17 protein-coding genes are annotated in these 19,947 nt (G+C 65.6%); 10 read left to right on the plus strand and 7 right to left on the minus strand.

The window, feature by feature from the left end; translation table 11 throughout:
• The first annotated feature begins 32 nt into the window (after nt 1–32).
• Both cydD and F9288_RS09535 read left to right on the plus strand, forming a co-directional pair.
• On the plus strand, nt 33–1,613 hold the full coding sequence (gene cydD, locus F9288_RS09530) for a thiol reductant ABC exporter subunit CydD (protein ID WP_174836395.1): 1,581 nt from the start codon (nt 33–35) through the stop codon (nt 1,611–1,613).
• Nucleotides 1,610–3,220, plus strand: a complete 1,611-nt coding sequence (locus F9288_RS09535) for an amino acid ABC transporter ATP-binding/permease protein (RefSeq protein ID WP_174836396.1) — start codon at nt 1,610–1,612, stop codon at nt 3,218–3,220. Before cydD ends, F9288_RS09535 begins: the two co-directional genes overlap by 4 nt.
• Nucleotides 3,221–3,255: 35 nt before the next feature.
• Here F9288_RS09535 and F9288_RS09540 read toward each other — a convergent pair whose 3' ends face one another.
• The 3 genes from F9288_RS09540 to F9288_RS09550 form a co-directional block, all read right to left on the minus strand.
• Nucleotides 3,256–3,630 carry a helix-turn-helix transcriptional regulator gene (locus F9288_RS09540; RefSeq protein ID WP_174836397.1) on the minus strand — a complete coding sequence of 125 codons (375 nt, stop codon included), beginning with the start codon at nt 3,628–3,630 and terminating at the stop codon, nt 3,256–3,258.
• Complete coding sequence (locus F9288_RS09545) at nt 3,627–4,292, minus strand: peroxiredoxin (protein WP_174836398.1); 666 nt, start codon at nt 4,290–4,292, stop codon at nt 3,627–3,629. The genes F9288_RS09540 and F9288_RS09545 overlap by 4 nt, the downstream gene beginning before the upstream one ends.
• Nucleotides 4,293–4,502: 210 nt before the next feature.
• Complete coding sequence (locus F9288_RS09550) at nt 4,503–5,828, minus strand: hypothetical protein (protein WP_174836399.1); 1,326 nt, start codon at nt 5,826–5,828, stop codon at nt 4,503–4,505.
• A gap of 228 nt (nt 5,829–6,056) precedes the next feature.
• Here F9288_RS09550 and F9288_RS22135 point away from each other — a divergent pair, with 228 nt between their 5' ends.
• Both F9288_RS22135 and F9288_RS09560 read left to right on the plus strand, forming a co-directional pair.
• Nucleotides 6,057–6,947 carry a LamG-like jellyroll fold domain-containing protein gene (locus tag F9288_RS22135; RefSeq protein WP_254621148.1) on the plus strand — a complete coding sequence of 297 codons (891 nt, stop codon included), beginning with the start codon at nt 6,057–6,059 and terminating at the stop codon, nt 6,945–6,947.
• Nucleotides 6,948–7,287: 340 nt separating this feature from the next.
• Nucleotides 7,288–8,916 (plus strand): Na+/H+ antiporter, encoded by a 1,629-nt coding sequence (locus F9288_RS09560; protein ID WP_174836400.1) that lies wholly within the window; start codon nt 7,288–7,290, stop codon nt 8,914–8,916.
• 13 nt (nt 8,917–8,929) lie between these two features.
• On the opposite strand, the gene F9288_RS09565 is transcribed toward F9288_RS09560, so the two are convergent.
• Both F9288_RS09565 and F9288_RS09570 read right to left on the minus strand, forming a co-directional pair.
• A complete protein-coding gene (locus F9288_RS09565; RefSeq protein WP_174836401.1) occupies nt 8,930–9,067 on the minus strand; it encodes a hypothetical protein in 138 nt (45 codons plus the stop codon).
• A 43-nt stretch (nt 9,068–9,110) separates the two neighbouring features.
• Nucleotides 9,111–9,767: a TetR/AcrR family transcriptional regulator gene (locus tag F9288_RS09570; RefSeq protein WP_174836402.1), complete on the minus strand. Its 657-nt coding sequence runs from the start codon at nt 9,765–9,767 to the stop codon at nt 9,111–9,113.
• A 122-nt stretch (nt 9,768–9,889) separates the two neighbouring features.
• Between F9288_RS09570 and F9288_RS22390 the strand changes: the two genes are divergently transcribed.
• The 5 genes from F9288_RS22390 to F9288_RS09595 all read left to right on the plus strand — a co-directional run bounded on the left by F9288_RS22390 (nt 9,890) and on the right by F9288_RS09595 (nt 14,613).
• Entirely contained in the window at nt 9,890–12,379 is a 2,490-nt protein-coding gene (locus F9288_RS22390; protein WP_174836403.1) for a cytochrome P450, read from the plus strand.
• 137 nt (nt 12,380–12,516) lie between these two features.
• Complete coding sequence (locus F9288_RS09580; protein ID WP_368076231.1) at nt 12,517–12,819, plus strand: 2Fe-2S iron-sulfur cluster-binding protein; 303 nt, start codon at nt 12,517–12,519, stop codon at nt 12,817–12,819.
• 53 nt (nt 12,820–12,872) lie between these two features.
• Nucleotides 12,873–13,787: an NAD(P)-dependent oxidoreductase gene (locus tag F9288_RS09585; RefSeq protein ID WP_174836405.1), complete on the plus strand. Its 915-nt coding sequence runs from the start codon at nt 12,873–12,875 to the stop codon at nt 13,785–13,787.
• A 23-nt stretch (nt 13,788–13,810) separates the two neighbouring features.
• Nucleotides 13,811–14,143, plus strand: coding sequence for a cupin domain-containing protein (locus tag F9288_RS09590; protein ID WP_174836406.1), 333 nt, complete (start codon nt 13,811–13,813; stop codon nt 14,141–14,143).
• 50 nt (nt 14,144–14,193) lie between these two features.
• Nucleotides 14,194–14,613 carry a thioesterase family protein gene (locus F9288_RS09595; RefSeq protein ID WP_174836407.1) on the plus strand — a complete coding sequence of 140 codons (420 nt, stop codon included), beginning with the start codon at nt 14,194–14,196 and terminating at the stop codon, nt 14,611–14,613.
• Nucleotides 14,614–14,673: 60 nt separating this feature from the next.
• On the opposite strand, the gene F9288_RS09600 is transcribed toward F9288_RS09595, so the two are convergent.
• Nucleotides 14,674–15,537 (minus strand): TetR/AcrR family transcriptional regulator, encoded by an 864-nt coding sequence (locus F9288_RS09600; RefSeq protein WP_174836408.1) that lies wholly within the window; start codon nt 15,535–15,537, stop codon nt 14,674–14,676.
• Nucleotides 15,518–16,987 carry a sulfotransferase gene (locus F9288_RS09605; RefSeq protein WP_174836409.1) on the minus strand — a complete coding sequence of 490 codons (1,470 nt, stop codon included), beginning with the start codon at nt 16,985–16,987 and terminating at the stop codon, nt 15,518–15,520. The genes F9288_RS09600 and F9288_RS09605 overlap by 20 nt, the downstream gene beginning before the upstream one ends.
• Here F9288_RS09605 and F9288_RS09610 point away from each other — a divergent pair.
• Complete coding sequence (locus tag F9288_RS09610) at nt 16,986–19,904, plus strand: TonB-dependent receptor (protein WP_174836410.1); 2,919 nt, start codon at nt 16,986–16,988, stop codon at nt 19,902–19,904. The two genes, F9288_RS09605 and F9288_RS09610, sit on opposite strands and share 2 nt — an antisense overlap.
• Nucleotides 19,905–19,947 lie beyond the last annotated feature (43 nt).

Below are 19,947 nucleotides of genomic sequence, written 5' to 3' on the forward strand. Positions count from 1 at the left end.
ATTATAATTAGCCATTACTGGTAACTGAGTATATGAGCAACCGCTTTGACAAGCATGGCGCGTCATTTTTCTGGGTCGCGGACAGCGGCGCCGCCATCGTGGCGGCGGCGGCCCTGGCCGGCGCGGTCGCGTCCGCGGGGCGTGGCGACCGGCACGATCTCATGCTCGCCATCGGCGGATTGGCGGCCGCCGCCGTGCTTCGCGCGTTGATGCAGATCGGCGCGACCAATGCCGGGGAGGTTGCTGCCGTGCGCGCCAAAACGAGCTGGCGGCAGCGGGTGTTCCCGCGCGTCCTCGTCGCCGCGCCGGGCGAACGGCGGATGCTGGGCGAGGCGGTGGCCGATGCCGTCGACCGGATCGAGGACCTAGGCGGATTCCATGCCCGGTTCCTGCCGCTGCGCCGCGCGGCGATCCTGTCCCCTTTGCTCATCGCGATCGCGGCCGGCTTCGGAAGCTGGATCGCCGGTGGGATCATGCTGGCGACGCTGGTTCCCTTCGCGCTGGGCATGGCGCTCGCGGGAACCGCGGCGGCGCGCGCCGCCGCGCGCCAGCTCGACGCGCTCAGCCGCCTGTCGGGCCTGTTCGTCGACAGGGTGCGCGCGCTTCCCGTGATCGTGGGCTTCGGCGCGCAGGAGCGTATCGGCCGTCACCTGGGCGATGCCACGCGCGAGGTCGCGGCGCGCACGATCGACGTGCTGAAGGTCGCCTTCGTGTCGAGCGCGATCATCGAGTTCTTCGCGGCGTTGTCCATTGCCCTGGTCGCGCTTTATTGCGGCTTCAACCTGCTCGGCATCCTGCCCTTTCCGGTGCCCGAGAAGCCGACGCTCGGCCAAGCCTTGTTCGTCCTCGTCCTCGCGCCGGAATTCTATCTGCCGATGCGCCGCCTTGCGGCGGCCTACCATGACAAGCAGGTGGGGGAGGCCGCGGTCGAACGTCTCGAAGCCCTCGCGCCCGCTGCGCGGCCCGCGCCGAAAGCGGCGATCGCGGGGCCGCCCGCGCTGCGCTTCGAGGGCGTGGTCATCGACTATGGCGAGACCGCGATCGGCCCGTTCACGCTGGACGTCGCCGCAGGCACCAGCCTCGCCCTCCGTGGGAGCACCGGCATCGGCAAATCGAGCCTGCTCCATGCGTTGCTGGGGCTGGCCCCCATCGGCGCGGGGCGGATATTGGTCGACGGCCTCGACGCGGCCGAGACGGCGCTTTGCGGGCATATAGGCTGGGCGGGGCAATCGGTGGCGTTCGTGCCCGGCACGCTGGCCGATAATATTCGTCTCGCCCGCCCCGAAGCCGATGACGCGACAATTGAAGCCGCAGCGCGTCGCGCCGGCCTTGGACCGATGATCGAGGCGCGGCGACAGGGATTGGCCCTGCCGCTCGACCATCGCGGCTCCGGCCTTTCCGGGGGCGAACGGCGCAGGGTGGGAATAGCGCGCGTGCTGTTGAAGGACGCGCCGCTTTGGCTGCTCGACGAGCCGACGGCGGATCTGGATGCGCGATCGGCGGCCGACATCGCCGGGATATTGGCGGCGGCGGGAAAAGGCCGCACGGTCCTCATGGCGACGCACAGCGCCGAACTGGCCGCGACCGCCGACCGCGAGATGGCGCTGGCATGAGCCGCGCGGATATGGACCGGCTGCTGGCCGGGGCGATCGGGCCGGAGCGGCGAACCTTCAGGATCGCGAGCCTCCTTGCCGCCGTCGCGACGATCGCGGCGGTCTTGCTGCTGGGCCTGTCGGGATGGTTCATCACCGGCGCCGCGCTCGCCGGCCTGGGTGGCACGCTCGCGGTGCAGGGTTTCAACTATCTCGTGCCGAGCGCGACGATCCGGCTGCTTGCCATCGTCCGCACCGCTTCGCGCTATGGCGAACGGCTCCATGGCCACCGCGCGGCGCTGATGGCGCTCGCCACAGTCCGCGCGCGCCTGTTCGACCGCGTCATGGCCGCGCGCGACGTGCGGGCGGTATCGGCGGGTGATGCCGTGACCCGGCTTGTGCAGGACATAGACGCGCTCGAGGACAGCCTGATCCGGAAGCCGGCGTTGCCCGCCGCGCTTGCTGGCGCCGCCATCGGCTTTTGCCTGACGTGGCTCGCCAGCCCTTTGGCGAGCCTGGCATTGCTGGTGGTGCTCGCGGGACTTGTCCTGTGGGCGCATCTGGCAACGCCACGACTGCTCGCGGTCGCCGCGACCGACATGGCGGCGGCGTCGGCGCGGCTGAAAGCGGGCATGGTGGATTATGCCAGCGCCTCGCCCGAGATCCTTGCCTATGGCCTCGCTCCGGCGATCGAGCGAAGTCTTGCCGTCGAGACGGCCGCGCTCGACACGGCGCGGCTGCGCTTCGCGCGCGGCGAGGCGATTATCGGCGCGGGCCTGGTTATGGGCGGAGGCATCGCCATGGGCGCGATACCGATCCTCTCCCAGGCGGCCCTGCCATTGACGGTCCTCGCCGTGCTCGCGGCGGCGGGAGCGATCGAGGCGCTTTCCGGCCATGTACGGGGAGTTGCCCGCGGCGCGCTGGTTTCGGCGGCCTTGTCCCGGCTGGAGGGGGTGGCGGGCCAGCCTTCCATATCTGTCCGAAACGAAGGCACATCCATTCCGGCCGCGCGGACGATCGCCATTGATTTCGAGGGGCTGCATGTCCGGCTCGCGGCGGGTGAGCGTCTGGCGATCGCCGGACGATCCGGCAGCGGCAAGACGCGTCTGCTCGAAACGCTTGCCGGCATCCGTCCCGCCGACGGCGATCGGGATATTCGTCTCGACGGTCAGCCGCTGGCCCGGCTGCCGCCGGATGCGGTCCGCGCCGCCTTCGCCCTGTTGCCGCAGGATGCGCCGCTCCTGTCCGGCACGGTGCGCGACAATCTGCGCGTGGCGCGCTCCGGGCTCACCGACGACGAGCTTTGGACGGCGCTGGAGACGGCCTGCCTGGCCGACGACGTCCGCGCCATGCCGCATGGGCTCGATCAATGGGTCGGCGATGGCGGCGCGCGATTGTCGGGCGGGCAGCGCAAGCGCCTGTCGCTCGCCCGTGCGCTGCTTGCCGGAAAGCCATGGCTATTGCTCGACGAGCCGAGCGAGGGACTGGACACGGTGACGGAAGCGCGGCTTGGGCGCCGGCTCGACAACTGGCTACGCGAAACCGGAAGCGGCCTTGTCGTGGTGAGTCATCGCGGGGCGCTGCTGGCGCTCGCCGGCGAAGGCCGCACGGTCGCGTTCGGGGCGTGACGGGCCGGTCCCGCTGCCAATCAATGACGCGCGGGTCACAATATCTTCGCGAACGTCGCCGCCGATCCCCGCGCGCGCGAATGGGCGGGCCTGGTTCCCGGCTGGGCTTCCCGTGACGTGATCCCCGCCAGGGCGCAGAGCAGTTCGGCCGCGCCGCGCAACGCCTCCGGCACGAGGCTGTAGAAGACGAGCTTGGCATCCTGACGCGTCTGCACAAGCCCCGCCTTTCGCAGGATGCCGAGCTGTTGCGACAAGCCCGGTTGGCCGATCCCGGTCAGCGCGCCGAGCTCGCTCACCGACTTCTCGCCCTTTTCGAGCAACGTGCGCAGCAGCGTCAGGCGCACGTCATGGGCGACCGCCTTCAGGGCGTCGATGATCTGCTCGACCTGGGTATCGGTGGGGCCCGTCACTTTCGCGCCCCGTCAGGCTTGTCGGGGCGTGTGCGATGAAACCAGCAGCTATCGCCCGCCGCATCGAGCGCTCCGTCCTGGTCCTGATAGGGCGGCAGCAGCACGTCGTCGCCCGGCCGCCAGCCTTCCGGCGTCATCACATTGTCGCTGTCGACCCTTTGCAGGGCGGCGACGACGCGCAGCAACTCCTCGACCGAGCGCCCGATCGTGGCCGGATAGCAAAGCCTAGCGCGAACGATGCCGTCAGGGTCGATGAAGAAGGTCGCGCGCAGCGTCGCGGCATCGGGCGCGTTCTCGGCGAGCATCCCGTAGGCGCGGCCGATCACCATCGAGGGATCTTCGACGATCGGGAAGCTGACGGTGACGCCGAAATGCTCGTGGATCGCGCGTATCCAGCCCAGATGGGCGTAGAGGCTGTCGACGGAGATCGCGACGAGATCGCAATTCAACGCCTTGAACCGATCGCTCGCGTGGGAGAGCGCGACGAACTCGCTGGTGCAGACCGGCGTGAAGTCCGCGGGATGTGAAAACAGCACTACCCAGCGCCCGCGATAGTCGGACAGGCTCATGTCGCCCATCGTCGTGCGCGCCCGGAAGTTAGGCGCGGCGTCGCCGATCTGGACAGGGGAACACACGGCCTTCTCGTCAGCGCTCAAACCCAAATTCCTCACTCCTGCAGGGCACAAGCTTCGAACCTTGTCCCTTACACGGTTACATCATACGGGTAAACGATTGGGCGGCGCACTCCAAAGGAGAAAGCCGCATGGCCGAATCCTTGCTGGTAGTTTGTCCGGTCTGCGAGTTTGCCCGTGTCGCGCACCGGCAGCGCACCGACTAGCTCCCCCAATGCCCCGCCTGCGGACACGGCAAGATCAGATAAGTGGCGCCGCCCGACCGCAGGCCGTTTCGATGTCATTTTTGCTTAACACGCGCGCGAGCAGAAGGTCGGACCCCGCGCTGATCGCGGCCGGTTCGTGGGTTTCACAGGCGCGTTGGATAGCGTCCTTGGCCTTGGTCCGATCGCCCGCCAATGCCGCCAGCCGCGCGATCTGAAACCATCCCGCCCCGGATTGCTCGGCATTCCGTAGCATGATCTCCTTGATCGACTCAGGCGACAGGCCCGAGGCTTCCAATCGCCTTGCTTGAGACAGCCAGCCGGCGTCCGAACGAAGCCGCGCGGTGATGACCGATTCCCGCAGGAAATCGGCCATCCTGCCTTCGGACAGCGCGATTTCGGCAAGCCAGCGATGCGGGCTGATCGCGTCCGTCTGTTCGCGCGCCAGATCGCGCAGGTCCGTAATGCCTTCGGCGCGATAGCCGGCGGCATATTGGATCAGCCCTTCGTCGGCGAGGATCGCTGTGGCCTCGGGATCGAGTTCGCGGGCTCGTTCGATCTCGCGCAGCGCGGCACCCGATTCGCCGTTTGCGAGCAACGCGGTCGCAAACCAATGGTGCGTCAGCGGATCGTCCGGCTTGAGTTCGAGCGCGCGGGCGAATTCGCGACGCGCGGTTGCACGATCCTCCCGCCACCAGAAGGCGATGAAGGCGAGCGCGCGATGCGCGTCGGCCGAGGAGGGGGCGAGTGCGACCGCCGCCCGCGCCGCGGCTTGCGCGCGCATGTAGGCATCGGCATCGGGCATCGTGCCATATTCGCGTAACAGCAGATAGCTGTTCGCCAGGCCGATATAGGCGGCGGGCATGCGGGGATCGCGCGCGATGGTGGCGCCATATTCCCGCACCGCGCGGGTTAGACTCACCGGCGAGCGCAAGTTCCAGTCATAGCTTGCCTGAAGAAACAATGTCCTTGCCACCGGATCGTCGGAAATCGCGTTGCCTGGAGGCGTTCGGGACGAGGAATAGTGAAGCGTCAGCGCGCCGATCGCCGCGAGCAACGCGCCCGAAGCGATCAGGGTGCGCGTCGTCCGCCGTCGGCGCCACCAGGCCAGGGGAGTGACCGTGACGACCGGTGGTCCGACGGGTGCGATGGTCGTGGAAATGGGCCGGGCGCTACAGGCCGCCTGTGCGCGATCAGCTTCGATCCAGGCGTCGATTTCTTCCGCTACCGCATATACCGAACCACGCCCCGGCCCCGGCATCCGGTATACCGGCATGCCGCTTTCCGCCGCCCATCGCCGCGCCGTGCGCTCATCGCGCCGCAGATAGGCTGCGATCGTCTTCCAGCCGTTCAGCCTGTCCATTTTTCCATCCCGCGTCTCCGCGCCCTGCAAGGAAAAGCCTCAGCACCGCCCGAGGCTTGCACCTTACCATATCGCGCGACGTTGGTACGCCCGCCTCCCGGTAACTCAAATGTCCCACTTTCAAACGGGTATAACGAAAATGTCCGTTCCATGCCCGGACTTGTCAGGTGCCGGACTGGTTGACGAATCCTTAAGCGATGGGTCGGTTCAGTGGCAAAGGATCGAACGATGAAGATCAGTGTACAATTGCGCGCTACGGTGGGAGCGGTGGCTTTCGGCATGTTGGCGTTGGCGGTGACGCCGGCGGCCGCGCAGACTTATCAGCAGGCGGTCCAGGCGACCAACCCGGAGGCATATTTCCGGCTGACGGACCCCGCGGCCGGATCGACCAACGGTAGTTATAATACCACCTATCAGGGCAGTGTTGCGACGGGCGCCGGCGCGCCGCTCGCCTCCGATCCCGGCAACACCGGAGCGGTGTTCGACGGCGTCAATAACGGCAACCCCGGCATGATCTCCACGAGCCTGTCGGGCGGCGTTCCCGGAATGGGCACGATATTGGCCTGGGTCAACCTCGCGGCGCTGCCTGGCACCACTGGAACCTTCCAGTACGTCGCGGGGGAATCGCAGGGCGGCAATGACTTCGATCTTCAGTTCGAAACCGACAACGCGTTGCGGTTCTACACGGGCGGAGGCGAGAATACCGCGTTCACGGCGGACCCGACGACCCTGGTCGGGCAATGGCATCTGATCGCGGCGACCTATGATTCGACGCTCGGCAGCAACTCCTTCCGCGACATCTATTGGGACGGCGCGCTGGGGGCTGGCTATACCGGCGTTGTGAATGGAGCGGACAAGAGCAGCCCGTTCACGATCGGCTACAGTTCCGCGTTCGGCGGTCGCGAATTTGACGGCTCGATCGACGAAGTTGCGGTTTACAACCGGGCGCTCAGCGCCAGTGACATTTCGGCCATCTATGCTGCGCGGCTCAACACGGGTACGGTCGCCGGTGTGCCCGAGCCAGCGAGCTGGGCGATGATGATCTTCGGCTTCGGCATGATCGGTGCGGGATTGCGTTTCCGGCGGCGGCGGACGGCTGTTCGGTACACGCCCGCCTAAGGTCAGGCGTTCAACCGCGACAAAATTGGAAAGGCGGCCCGCTTCGGCGAGCCGCCTGTTTCTTATGATCGTTATCGGGGCGCCGGTGGCGGACGTCGCAACGCCGGCGCGCCGAGCACGCCTGGGGCCTGTCCGCACTTTCGCGCGACCGATGCCGGCGTGAAACGATGCGGAAGCGGGCGCTCGCCGCGGGCGGCCGTTTGGATATGCCTTCCGGGAACCTGACGCGCGTAACAGTCATTGAGCCGCCGCGCGCGATGGCCTGATCCCGGATGTGACCGGTTGACCCGCAAAGGGCGGATGGTGACAAAGGCTCCGTCCCGCAAATCAGGACCATGCCTTGGAAACCGTCACGATCGTTCTCGTCCTGCTCCTTGCCGTCGTCGTGAGCGGTATCGTTTCCCGCGTCTTTCCCATCCCGCTGCCCCGGCCGCTTTTCCAGATCGCGCTCGGCGCCGTGATCGGTCTCATGGCCGACTGGCGCGTCACGCTCGATCCGGAAATCTTCTTCCTGCTGTTCCTGCCGCCGCTGCTGTTCCTCGACGGCTGGCGCATCCCGCGCGAGGAGCTGTTCAAGGACGGCAAGACCGTGCTGGAACTGGCGCTCGGCCTCGTCGTGTTCACGGTCGTCGGCATGGGATTCCTGATCCATTGGATGATCCCGGCGATGCCGCTCGCGGTTGCGTTCGCGCTGGCGGCGGTCGTTTCGCCGACCGATCCGATCGCGGTGTCGGCGATCGCGCAGCGCGTGCCGATCCCCAAGAGGATGATGCACATCCTGGAGGGCGAATCGCTGCTCAATGACGCCTCGGGCCTTGTCTGCCTGCGCTTCGCGGTGGCGGCCGCGCTGACCGGCGCGTTCTCGGTCCATGATGCGGCGCTCAATTTCCTGTGGGTGGCGCTTGGCGGGATCGCGGTGGGCATGGGCGTCACCTGGCTCGTGTCGCGCGCCAAGAGCTGGGTCTCGCGCCACTATGGCGAGGACGGCGGCGCGCAGATCCTCATCTCGCTGCTTATCCCCTTCGGCTCGTACCTGATCGCCGAGCATCTCCATTGCTCGGGCATCCTCGCCGCGGTCGCCGCCGGCCTGACGATGGGCTTCGTGGAGACGACCGGCGAGGTCGCCGCCACCACACGCATCAGGCGCAACACCGTGTGGGACACGATCCAGTTCGTCGCGAACGGCATCATCTTCGTGCTTCTCGGCGAGCAGCTCCCCGGCATCCTTGCCGGCGCGGCGGGCATCGTGCGCCTGACCGGCCATCGGGAGATATGGTGGCTCGGGGTCTATGTCGTCGCGATCAATCTCGGCCTGGCGGCCTTGCGCTTCCTCTGGGTCTGGCTTTCCTTCCGCCTGACGCTGTTTCGCGCCGGCGAGTGGAAGCGATCGCCGAACTGGCGGATCGTCGCCGCCATGTCGTTCGCCGGCGTGCGCGGGGCGATCACGCTCGCCGGCGTGATGACGCTTCCGCTGGTGATGGGCGACGGCGCGCCCTTTCCCGCGCGCGAGCTTGCCATCTTCCTCGCGATGGGGGTGATTATCGTGTCGCTGGTGGTGGCGAGCCTGGGGCTGCCGCCGCTGCTGCGCGACCTGAAATTGCCGCCGGAGCCGTCGCATCTCGCCGAGGAGGATGCGACGCGGATCGCGGCGGCGGAAGCGGCGATCGCCGCGGTCGAGCGCGCGGAGCATGAGATGGCGGAGGGGCGCGCCGACGCCGACGTCTATGTCGCGGCGGCCTCGCGGATCATGGACGCCTATCGCCAGCGGATCGAAGTGCGCCGTTCGGATGCGGGCGAGCGGGAGTCCGCGAGGCAGCTTGAGCGGATCGAGCGCGAGTTGCGCCTGGTGGCGCTCCGCGCCGAGCGCGCTGAGGTCTTCAGGCGCGTCCAGAATCGCGAGATCGGCAGCGAGGCCGCCCGCAAAATGGTCCGCGAGATCGACCTGCTCGAAGCGCGCTATGCGGGGTGAGCGGAAGAGGCGATCATGGGGCGAACCGGGTGAAGTCGAAGTCGCGCCCCTTCACGCGCGCCGCGTGGCAGGCGAGGCGGGTCCGATGCCGCGACGACCTCTGTCCCACCGCCGCCTTCTTCCCGGCCATCGCGCTCGCCGCCACCGTCATCTTCTGGCTCCGGGTAACGAGTCCTGCGCCGGGTGCGCATTCCCTAACCCATTGCGGGTAAAATCTCGCCAGTGAGGCGGATAACGAGATCGACGATCCTGTGATGCGGCGTGACCCTGTTTCGCCGGGTCCCGTATAAGACAGCGGTGCCTTCCGATATCACCGCGATGAACTGGACGAGATCGCGAATATCGCCCGGATTGGCGGCAGGATAGGTGGCTTCCAGCTTTACAGCGACTCTATCCATCAGTTCGTCATAGAAGTCGTCGAGCGCGTCGCTTACGATTTCATCGTGTCGCGCCATCGCCCATAGCTCCCGGAACAGCCAGGTCGCCTCCTCTGTCGCGGCCTCCCCGAGAAGCCACTTCACCAAAGACTCCAAGCCTTGTCCCGGCGTCTGGAGAACGTCCTCGAAACGCTCCAGATATCGCTTCATCAGCCGGTCTATTAGCGCCTGGACCAGCCTGGATTTGGTGGGGAAATGATAGGTGAGATTCCCCAGCGCGATCGATGCCTCCATCGCGACGCGTCGCGTGGAGAAGCCGGCGTAGCCATGCGTCCGCAGCACGGACTCGGCGCTGTCGAGAATCCGCTCGGTAACGGTCCCCTCGCCACCCGTCTCCGGGGTCGAAGCACGCGGCCTCGAGTCCGCCGCCTCGGGTGCCCGCGAACTGATTGCCGCCGTGTCGTCCATCTTCATGTCGCACCTCTAGCTCAAAACCGGGTTGACAGTCTAGGTCTATCGTCCTAACCACCGCCTAGGTCGTATGACCTAAACGCAGGATCGCGCCTGAACCCGGCCTGCCAAGGAGAGCATCATCGATGGCACAGAACGCCTCTGCCGTTCGCGCGCGCCAGTCTGCCGCGACAATCGCTCTTGAAGACATCGACGTTAGTGATCCGGAGCTTTGGCGGACCGACAGTCACTGGCCGTATTTCGAGCGCCTGCGCGCGGAGGACCCGGTCCATTTCTGCGCCAACAGCCAGTTCGGCCCTTACTGGTCGGTGACAAAATTCAACGACATCATGGCGGTGGACACCAACCATGACGTTTTCTCGTCCGATATCGGCCTCGGCGGGATCACGATCCTCGATGACGATCCGAAGGATTCATTGCCGATGTTCATCGCGATGGACCCACCAAAGCACGATCATCAGCGAAAGACCGTCGCCCCGATCGTCGGCCCGAAGAATCTCGCGAACATGGAAGCGCTCATCCGTTCGCGCGCCGCGAAGATTCTCGACGACCTGCCCATCGGCGAGACGTTCGACTGGGTGGAGCGCGTCTCGATCGAACTGACGACGCAGATGTTGGCGACCCTGTTCGATTTCCCCTTCGAGGACCGCTACAAGCTGACCTATTGGTCCGATGTCGCGACGACCTTGCCCGCCCCCGGCGCGCTGGTGGAGACCGTCGAGGAACAGAACGCGGCGCTGATGGAGTGCCTCGAATATTTCGTCAGGCTGTGGAACGAGCGGATCAATGCGGATCCGGGGTCGGACCTCGTTTCGATGCTGGCGCATGGCGAGGCGACGCGGAACATGACGCCGAAGGAATATCTGGGGAACATCGTCCTCCTGATCGTCGGCGGCAACGATACCACGCGGAACTCGATGACGGGGAGCGTCCTGGCGCTGAACCAGAACCCGGATCAGTATCAGAAGCTGCGCGACCATCCCGAGCTGATCCCGTCGATGGTTTCCGAGACGATCCGCTGGCAGACGCCGCTCGCGCACATGCGGCGGACGGCGACGCGCGACACGGAACTCGGCGGCAAGCGCATCGCCAAGGGCGACAAGGTGATCATGTGGTATGTCTCGGGCAACCGCGACAAGACGGTCATCGAGAACCCCGACAGCTACATCATCGATCGCGAGCGGCCGCGCCAGCACATGTCGTTCGGCTTCGGCATCCATCGCTGCGTCGGCAACCGCCTTGCGGAGATGCAATTGCGCATCGTGTGGGAGGAGATACTGAAGCGCTATCCCGTGATCGAAGTCGTGGGGGAGCCGGAGCGTCCGGCGACGCCGTTCGTCAAGGGCTATCGCAGCCTCCCGGTTCGCATCCCCGCCTCCAGCACGTTGGCCGCCCGCGCCGGGGCGCCGGAGGAACGCCGCGCGCCCGAACGGCCGGTGGTCTATCGGCAGCCCGTAAGGGTTCTGGCCTCCGCCACGGCGGTGTCGGCGGCTGGGGCGTTGCTGTTCAACCTGATGCCGACCCTGCTCGCCACCGCCGCATCGCGATTCGGGCTCGACCAAAACCAGATCGGCGCGGTCGGCTCCAGCTATCTGGCGGGCTTCGCGCTGGTCGCGACCACCTCGAACCTGTGGATCGATCGGTTCGACTGGCGCAAGGCGATCGGTGGCGGCGCCATCCTGTCGATTGCGAGCCTTGCGGGTGGCGCGCTCGCCGGCTCCTTCCATGCGCTGCTGACGGCGCTCGTCCTGGCCGGCATCGGCCTGGGCGTGCTCTATACGGTCTGCATCGCCGTGGTTTCGGAGAACCACAAGCCGGATCAGGCATTTGGCGCCAAACTCGCCGGCGAGGTGGCGCTCGCGGTGGCGGGGCTCTTCACCCTGACCTCATTCGTCATCGCACGCTGGGGCTTTTCCGGCGGGATGATGACGCTCGCGTGCCTGGTCGGCGTCGCCGTCGCATCGGGGATGCCGGGATTTCCCGCCCGCCGCGCGCTGGTGCCGCCCGAAAAGCGCTTTGCCATGGTGCGGCGCGGCGGTGGACCATCGCCCCTCCTGAGCGACTGGCCGTCCTGGCTTGGTCTGGCCGGATTGTTCGTCTCCTTCATGGGCCTGTCCGCGCTCTGGGCGTTCGTTTCGGAAGTGGCGCCGACGCTTGGCGTAGGCGCGCGGACGGTTGACGGGGTATTGACCACCAGCCTGATCGTCGGCGGCGTCGCGAGTCTGGCGGCGGTGTTCATCGGGGACAAATTCGGCCGCGCGAGGCCGCTCGCCATCGGCATGCTGCTCGCCATTTCTGGGGTCGCCGCGCTGCAACTGGGGCATGGCCCCGGCGCCTATCTCGCCGGCGTCGTCCTGGCGGTTGGCCTGTGGAACTTCCCGATGGCCTATCAGATGGGGATGATCGCCTCGTCCGACGGTCGCGGCAAGGTGGCGGTATTGATGCCCGCGGCGCTCGCCGTCGGCGGCGCGACCGGGCCGCTGCTGGCCGGATCGCTGCTGGCGGGGGGCACCGGCTTCGCGCCGCTCTACGCGCTGTTCGCCGGCGCGGCGGCGATCGGCCTCACCGCGTTCATGGTGCTGGGCCGCCGGCTGGCATCCGGCAATGTCGGATAAATTTTTCGGCCCGCACCAGCGGTACTGGACGGAAGCATAAACCGGATATATATCCGCTTGAAATGGTCGAGCGGACTCCAGCGAGAGGCATGCCCGTCAAATCGGGCATGGTGATAGCGATGACCAGGATCATTTTTGTGGAACACGACGGAACCTCCCATGAAGTCGAGGCCGAAGACGGGATTTCGATCATGGAGGCGGCCAAGAGCAATGGCGTGCCGGGAATCGATGCCGATTGCGGCGGCGCCTGCGCGTGCGCGACCTGTCATGTCTATATCGACCCGCTGTGGCTGCCCAAAACGGGCAGCAGGAGCCAGATGGAGGAGGATATGCTCGATATCGCCGAGGGCATCGAGGCGAATTCCCGGCTCGCCTGCCAGATCAGGATCGACGGGACGCTCGACGGGCTTGTCGCGCATATCCCGGAAAACCAATATTGATCGATAATATCCGCGTGTCGGGGGCAGCGAACGTGGCAAAAAGGGAGAGCATCTTGCGCGACGAGAATCCCGGCCGCTCAGGCTTTGACGTGTCCGTGCTCGGCCTCGGCGCCATGGGAACGATCATGGCGCAGGCGTTTCTCCGCCAAGGCAAGCGCGTCGCGATATGGAACCGATCCGCCGACAAGGCCGAGACGCTCGTTGCCGCCGGCGCGCATCTTTGCGAATCCGCCGAAGCCGCGCTCGCGGCAAGCCCGGTCGCGGTTCTCGTGCTGCTCAACGACGAGGCGGTGCGCGCGATATTCGACGCGGTTGGCGTGTCCCGCGCGCTCTCCAACTGCACGATCGTCAATTATACGACGAACTCGAAGGAGGAGAGCCTGGCGCTTCATGCGCGCGTGAACGCGGCGGGCGGGCAATATCTAAAGGGGGTGATCGTCGCGTATCCCCGCAACGTCGGACATCCCCGGAGCTATTGCATCCACACCGGCGACCGCGACGCTTTCGAGCGGCATGGCGAATTGCTCAAGATACTGGCCGGGCACACCCTGTTCCTTCCGTGGGACGAGGCTTTCGCTTTTTCGACCACGCTTCACGCGCAATTGTTCGCGTCGATGGTCGTCTTCTATGAAGCGGTTGGGGCGAGCCATCATTTCGGCATGAGCATTCCGGAGACGGCGCGGCGGGTATTGGACGCCTCGCGCTTCTTCATCTCCGATGCCCTCGAAGACGCGGTGCGCCGGTTCGAGAGCGGGAATTTCGCGGGCGATCAGGCGCGGCTCGACGTGCACGCGAGCGCGTTCGAATATCTGGCTGAGGCGATGCAGGCGCGTGGCGCCTCGATCCCGATCTTCGATGCGGTCTGCGATGTGACACGCAGCGCGCAATCCATGGGCTATGGCGACCAGGACATTTCGGCCGCCGTCAAGACGTTCGCGCCCGAAGCCGCGGTTACGGGCGTTCCGTGAATGGCAGTGTTGGGAGACCGGGCATGACCGAGCTTGCGCAGACGATCAAACTCACCGGCGGCGAGAAGGTCGGGATCGGTCCTTCCGTGCTCAACCGGCTGCTCACGCGCGAGGATCCGGCCGGTATCATGCTCGGCGTCTCGGAATTCACGCCCGGCGAGGTCGAGGCGGAGGTCAACCTCGACGAGATACTCTACATTCTCGAAGGGGAGATCAACATAGACGGACGCGGCACGTCCAACCGCCTCGTCGTGGGGGACTGCTTCTGGATGCCCAAGGGCGACAAGGTCATCTTCAGGGCCGGGCAGCCCTGCAAATTGCTTTACATCATCATCAAGGACAGCCCTGACCGATGACCGCTGGTTGCCGGGCGGCGCAGCGCATCTAGGGACGGGAAGGGGACACAATGACAGCGGAGTTCGCCCATTTTCATTCATTCCGCGTCCGCTTCGCCGAAGTCGATGCGCAGGCGGTCGTCTTCAACTCGCGCTATCTCGAATATGCCGACATCGTGCTTACCGAATTCATGCGCGCCGCCGACGTGCCGATTTTGGGGCCGGATTCATTCGAGATGCACGTCGTACAGGCCAACGTCCAGTATCGGCAGCCGCTGCGGCTCGACGATGCGGTCGAAGGGTGGATGCGGATCGATCGGATTGGCCGGTCGAGCATCGCATTCGAGGTCGAATTGCGGCCGGCGGGCACGGCGATGGCGAGCGCGGTGATCGTGCTGCACTACGTCCATGTCGATCTTGCCACCGGCAAGTCGGCTGAAATTCCCCCGATGATCCGGGCCAGACTCGAAAGCTGTCCGGCCGGCCGATGAGAAAATAGCAGCCCTGCTCGACCGGACCGCGAGGGGCGCCGTCACCGGCAGCTTCGCGCCTCAGGTCCCGATTACCTGGAATTCGCCGTCAAACGGCAGCAGCAGCTGCTGCCCCCGCCGGGCCGCTTCGGTGAGCAGGGGCCGTGGCTCGAGATAGTCGGGCAGCGAGAGGCGGCTATAGGCAATGCAGGCCCGGAAGGCTTCTTCATGCTCCTCGTCGGCGATCCGGCCGTGCGAACGAACCGACATCGTCCAGATGGCGTCGAGGATCGCCAACCGGATCTGGAACATCCGCTGGCGGTCGCTCAGATACGGCACATGGAAGATCATGTTGAGGCGGTCATAGCTGTTGGCGGTGATCGCGTCGGCCGTGATCCGGTCGATCGCCTGGGCGTCGACCCCGCCGGAGCCGCCGTAGAATATCTTCAGCGCCGGCGGACTGCTGTTATAGAATGCGCGCGCCCGGTCGATGTCGATCCGAAAGAGGTCCGGCCAGTTGGTGATCCGCCTCGCGTCGATCGGGCGGTGATGGACTTCGAGCAATTGGGTGGTGAGGCGCCTGGCGAGCGCCTCGAACGCGGCCTCCTTCGACGGAAAGAAATGATAGACCGATGGCGGCGGGACATTGGCCTGCTCGGCGATCTGATAAAGGCCGATCTCTTCGGGGCCGTGGCTGGCGAGCAGGATTTCGGTCGCGTCGAGCAACGCCGCATGGCGGCGCAGGCCGCGGCCGCGCGACGGCGTGCGTGGCCCCGGGCTTTGCTTGCGCTTCGGTTCCGGCACGATAACACCCCCGTCCTGTTCTCGATCACCGTCAGCGACGCGCGCGTCTTTCCGACGATCTCCCTGTCGATCAGGATAATCGATCTTTATTCGGTTTGCCAAGGCAAGAGCGCGCCACGGCTCAGCCGTGTGCGATGCCAAGCTCGTCGAGCCTGGCGACAAGCGGCGCGAGATGCTGGCGATATCGCCTCCAGATCCCTGACGATGTCGAATAGATGCCGTGCCTCACCTGCGCCGCGCTCGCCGTCAGCGACGCGCTCCGGTTGCTCGCGATATCGAGCGCCCGGGGCGACCACGCCAGCCCGCAGCGCGACGCGAGCGACGGCGCGATCCGGTCCGGTCCGGCCACCAGATCCTCATAGTCGATGAACGTCAGGCGGTCGCCATATAGCGAGACCCAATGCAGCCTCAGCCGTTCATAGGCGGCGTAATAGCGTGCAAGCTCGTCCAGATCGTAGCTGAACGGATAAGCCGCGGCGAACAGCGTGCGGAACATCGCGAAGCAGCTGTCGATCGGATTGCGCCGCACCCAGATAATCGGCGCGGTCGGGAACGCTTTCAGGATCGCCCCGACGTAAAGGTAGTTGAACGGAAGCTTTTCGATGATGCTGCCGGTGAACGCGTCGGGATTAGCGAGCGCTTCATATTCCTTCGCCACAAGACCGGAATCGGCGCGCGCGGCGCGGGCGAAGACATCCCCGCCGGTGGCCGGGGAAGCGCGCAACAGCGCTGTCGAGAAATTGTCGGTCTCGTTGTTGGAACGGACATGATCGAGGCCGCCCAGGATTCGTTCGGTCAGCGTGGTGCCCGAGCGGGGAAGGCCGATGATGAAGATATGCCGGCCGACCGGTGCGGCGGGCGGAGCCGCATCAGCCTCGGGATAGCTCTCCGCGATCCGGCGAAGCTTGGTTTCGTCGTGCGCAACGTCGTAATCGAGGTTGCGACGCCGCGCGGCGGCTCCTTGCGCGAACGCCGCGAAGGCGTCGTCATATTCGCCTAGCTCATGCAGTTCCTTGCCGAGCGCGTAGTGAAGGAACATTGCCTCGCCACCGGCCCCCGCGACGCGGAGCCGCTGGCGCAACTCGTCGACATGGTTGGCGGAGGCGGTCGCGCGCGATATCTCCGATCGCAGCAGCAAGGCCGGGCGCAGATTGCCGTCGAGCGCGAGCGATCGCGCGCACGCATCGCGCGCGAGATCGAGATGCCCGAGCGCGCGCTCGCTCGTCGCCAGATTGTACCAGTACGTCGGGTTGCGCGGCGCCAGTTCCACCGATCGCTGATAGAAACGCCTCGACAATTCGTGGCGATCGAGCTGGCGGGCGAAGAAAGCCAGCGCGTCGGCGGCCTCCGCGTCGGTCAATGGCAGGGTACATGCCGCGTCGAGCGCGCTCGCGGCTTCGGCCCGCTTGCCGCGCGCGATCAATGCTTCGAGTTGCAGCGCGTGGGCGGGGCCGACGGCCGATGCGCGAGCGGCGACCGCGGACAACAGGGAGAGCGCCGGTTCCGTTCTGCCGGCGCGCAGCAATCGAACCGCCTCGAGCAACCGCGGATCGGGCTGGGTGCTGCGTTCCCGAATGTCGTGCGACGCCATGATGATTGTCTTTCCCAGCCCCATTCGTGCGTCATCTTCGCGTTCGATCTTTCCCGCCGAAGGCCGGCAAGGAACAAATCCGGTGAAATGCGCGGTGATCCGAGGGGAGGGGATGTCAACCTTCCACGCCGAAATTGTCAACTCAAATCGGCATTTCGTTGCCGATCGCGCAGGAAGAAAATGGCGTGTCGCCGCGCGCACCGCAGGGCGCCGGCGCGCATTTTCGGCGGGAATCGTGAGTTCTGCCCCTCATGGGCGCGGCCGGGCGATAAAATCGATTTCTATTGACTTCGGGCCGGCGTTCCTGAAAAATGCGACAATTATCCGGTTACGAATCGAAAACAGAATTCGGATCGGCGCAGGTGGCAACAACCGCGGCGGGGGACTGTCCCTCGCATCGCGTCCACATCCGGGGAGGGACGAAGGCATGAGGCAAATGCGAAAATTGACGGTTTACCGGCTTCTCGGGGCGACCATGCTGAGCGGGTCGGCGGTCGTCGCGGCGGCGCCGGCATCGGCCCAGGAAGTGGCTCAGGCTAGCGCCGCCCCGGCTGCTGCGACGGCGGCGCAATCGGAGGCGCCGCAACCCGAGCGTGGTGACATCGTGGTCACGGCCAACCGGCGCGGCGAAGACGTCAGCAAGATCCCGTACAATATCACGGCGGTCAGTTCCGAGCAGGTGCAGCGTACCGGCGCGACATCGATCGAGGATCTGTCGCGGCAGATCCCCAATCTTGTCGTGACGTCGAGCGGCAACCAGTTCCTCGGCGCGCAGCGCCAGATCATGCGCGGGCTCAACGCGTCGAACTCCAGCCGTCTCGGCGTGACGCTCGAGCAAAATTCAGTTTCGACCTATCTCGGCAACGCGCCCTACGCCAACTTCTTCCAGGTCGAGGATATCGAGCGCGTGGAAGTGCTGCGCGGCCCGCAGGGGACGCTCTACGGCGCCGGATCGCTCGGCGGGGCGATCCGCCTGATCCCGACCGCGCCGAAACTGGGCAAGTTCGAGGGTCAGGTCCAGGCGACGGGTGGTCTCATCCAGCATTCCACCGACAAGGATTATAGCGGCAGCGCCATCGTCAATATTCCGATCGGCAGCACCTTCGCGATCCGCGCCAGCGTGTCGCATGAATATGACGGCGGCTATATCGACCAGCTCGGCATCTTCCGGCGGCAGGGCGATCCCGTTCGCGGCGTGCCTGTCCTGACGGACCCGTCCTCGCCGACGACCAGCCCGGCGGCGCTCTATAACAAGAAGGATATCAACTGGTCGAAGACCACGGCCGTGCGCGTCGCCGCGCGCTGGAAGCCGACCGACGCCTTCGACGTGACGCTCGCGTACAACCGCTCGCGGATCAACGGCTACGGCCCGAACATGGACACGCCGGATTACCATGGCGGGACCGACCCGCTCGCGCCGTCCGTCACCTATCCTGCCACGGGTGATTACGAAGTCGTCATGCGCGCCCTCCAGCCATTTGTGCGCAAGTCCGACATGATCACGCTCGACGCCAGCTACGATGTCGGCTTCGCCACGGTCTCATCCACATCGAGCTGGTTCCGCACGCGTGGCGAGACTTATTATGACGGAACCTGGGGAACGCTGGGGCTTCCGCCGGGCTATTTGCCTTATTACACCGGAACCCCGGCCTATCCCCAGTTCACCAGTCTCCAGCGGTTCGACGATCGCAGCAATGTCTTCACGCAGGAAGTGCGGGTCGTCTCGAATGGCGGCGGGCCGATCGACTATATCTTCGGCGGTTTCTACCAGAGGGAGCGGAGCTTCTCGCAGTGGGTCTCGTTCGATCCCGGCCAGACCGCCTACAATGCGCTGCCCGGTGTCATCCCGGGCGGGCCGACGCTGCCCAACGATCAGATCTGGCAGAACTCCGGCGACAACGTGTTCACCGACAAGGCGGTCTTCGGCGAGGTCACGTGGCATGTGAACGATCGCTGGGACGTCACCGGCGGTATCCGCGTGTTCAAGCAGACATTCGCGCGTAACGCGGAAAATCTCAGCCCCGTCTTCGGTATCGACGAGAAGGGCAATAGCAGCGCCAAGTTCAGTTCGCAGAAATTCAAGTTCAATACGCAATATGAGTTCCTGCCGGACCAGCGCGCCTATTTCACCTTCTCGCAGGGGTTCCGGCGTGGTGGAGCGAACTCCTTCACCCTGACCGGCCCGTTGCGTGAGCCCATCGCGCTGCGCACCTACAAGCCGGACTCGGTCGACAATTTCGAACTCGGCGCGAAGGGGCGGCTCCCGCACGGTTTCCGCTATTCGGCGGACGTCTTCCTCGGCAAGTGGCACAATCCCCAGATCGGCGGCTTCACCGCGGTCAATTTCTGGCCCGCCGTCTTCAACGCCGCCGAAGCCGAGAGCAAGGGCGTCGAGTTCGAGGTGTCGGGCAAGCTCACGCACGCACTCGATTTCACGATCGGCTATTCCTACACCGACGCCAAACTCACCAAAAACTTCTGCATCCCGTCCGGCGACGGCAGCGGCCGGCCAAGTCCCGATGGAGACATTGCGTGCGCCATTTCCGGGACAAAGGGAGATACGCTTCCCTCGGCGCCGAAGCATAGCGGCACTTTTACGCTGAACTACGAACAACCCGTCGGCCGCGGGGATGACAAGATCGTTGCGACCCTCAATGGCAATTATAAGAGTTCGACGCAGCAGGTGCTGCCGACCACTGGCGCCCGTAACCCGACCATTCCGTCCTATTGGTTGTTCAACGGCTATTTGGGCTACGATATCGGGCACGCGACGATCGCTGCTTATGCCCACAATATCTTAGACAAGCGCGTCGTCTATGCGGTGAACACCCGCATCACGTCATACGCGCCGATCGACCTTTACGACACCGTGGGGCGGCCGCGCGAGGTCGGGCTCGAGCTGACCTTCCGATGGTGATTGCCGGGGCGGAAAGCGAATTTTCCGCCCTGCATTTCCGGCG

This window comes from Sphingomonas sp. CL5.1 (genome assembly GCF_013344685.1).
In the GTDB taxonomy this organism is placed as follows: Bacteria; Pseudomonadota; Alphaproteobacteria; order Sphingomonadales; family Sphingomonadaceae; genus Sphingomonas.